Origin of the sequence: Nonomuraea sp. NPDC049784, assembly GCF_040659615.1 — a bacterium.
Classification (GTDB): Bacteria; Actinomycetota; Actinomycetes; order Streptosporangiales; family Streptosporangiaceae; genus Nonomuraea.
Genome location: NZ_JBFAMX010001136.1, coordinates 1 through 1,710 on the forward strand (window position 1 = coordinate 1; position 1,710 = coordinate 1,710).

Genomic DNA, 1,710 nt, shown 5'->3' on the forward strand with positions numbered 1-1,710 from the left:
GCGGGCCCACGATCGCCCCGCTGACCGTCATCCCGGGCCAGCTCGCCGTACGCCTGCCGGTGCGCACGTCGTACACGTTGACCCCGCCCTCGCTGGCGCTGACCAGCGTGCGGCCGTCGCGGCTGAGCATCCGCCGCGCCACGCCCTTGACCGGCGGGTCACGGAAGACCGCCGTCTCCTGCTGCTGGAGCGAGGCCGCCAGGCTGGAGCGGGCCTCCGGCTGCGCCGGCGAGATCCGCCAGGCCGCCACGCTGAGCAGCATCGCCAGGGACGGATCGATGGTTCGCTGCCGGTCCGCCTCGGCGGCCGCCTGCTTGGCGGCCAGGATGTCGCGTTGCCGCGCCGTCTCCTGGCGCTGCCAGACAGCCAGCCCGCCGACCACGAGCGACACCACCAGCAGCCCGGCCAGCGCGACCGTGGTCAGCGTCCTGCGCCTGGCCCGCCGTCTGGTCAGCTCGGTGCCGGCGCGCAGGAAGTCTTGTTCGAACGGGGTCAGCGTGACGTGACGGCGACCGGTCGCGGCCCAGCTCAGCGCCTGCTCCAGACGGCTGCCCTGGAGCACGTCGGCATCGCGCCTGCCGTTCTCGGCCCAGTGGCGGGCGGCGGCGTTGACGCTGTTCAGCATGGCCAGCCCGTCACGGTCGGCGTCCACCCACATGCGCAGCCGCGGCCAGGCCCGCAGCAGGCCCGGGCGCGACAGGGACACCGTGCCGTGCCCGTTGCCGATCACGTACGAGAACGCGTCGAGCACCCGCCTGACCGCCGCCGACTCCCGCTCAGGGCGCCCCTCGAACAGCTCGTCATACCCGGCCGACCGCCCGGCCTCGCGCCCATCCTCCCCGACGGCCACCAGCCGCAGGAACACCTCGGCCGCCACCTCCCGCTCCTCGGGGCCCAGCGACGCGTAGGCGTCCTCGGCGATCGTCCCCAACGCGGGATCGCCCTGCTCCCGCCCGTGCACGCCCCGGGCGGTCCTGCTGCCCGCCGCCAGCAGCCCCCTGGTGTCCGAGCCGTTCCCGCTGACCAGCGCCAGCAGCAAGTCACGCGCCGCCGGCCGAGCCGCCGGGTCCTTGTCCAGGCCCGCCCCGACCAGCGCGGCCAGCCGCGGCGGCAACACGCTCAGGTCAGGCCGGTGCGACAGCACCCGGTGCATGACGGCGCCCAGGTTGTCGGCGGCGAACGGCTCGCGCCCCGTGGCGGCGAACACCATGATCGCGCCCCACGCGAACACGTCGGCCGGCGCGCCCGCCCGCTCCCCCGTGAACACCTCGGGCGCCATGTACGCCGGAGTACCCGACACCTCTCCCGTCTTGGTAAGCGACATGTCGAGCGTGCGCGCGATACCGAAGTCGATCACCCGCGGGCCGTCAGGACCGAGCAGCACATTGTCCGGTTTGAGGTCACGGTGCACAACCCCCGCGTCGTGGATCGCCGTCAGCGCGGTGGCCACCGCCGTCGCCAGCCGAAACAGGTCGTCCCCAGTGAACCGGCGCCCGTCCCGCACGGCCGCACCCAGGCTCGGCCCCGGCACGTACTCCGAGACCAGATACGGCCTGCGCCCGTCCAGATCCGCGGCCAGCACGCGCGCCGTGCAGAACGACGACACCCGCCGCGCGGCCGTCGTCTCCTTCACGAACCTGTCACGGACCGCACGATCGCCGGCCGCGTGCAGCACCTTGACCGCGACCCGGCTGCCGTCAGCGTCGTAGG

General features: G+C 74.2%; 1 protein-coding gene. It reads right to left on the minus strand.

Features of this window, described 5'->3' with window-relative positions; all coding sequences use genetic code 11:
* Window positions 1-1,710 (minus strand): serine/threonine-protein kinase (locus AB0J09_RS64085; protein WP_360714224.1); only part of this gene is annotated, 1,710 nt, incomplete at both ends.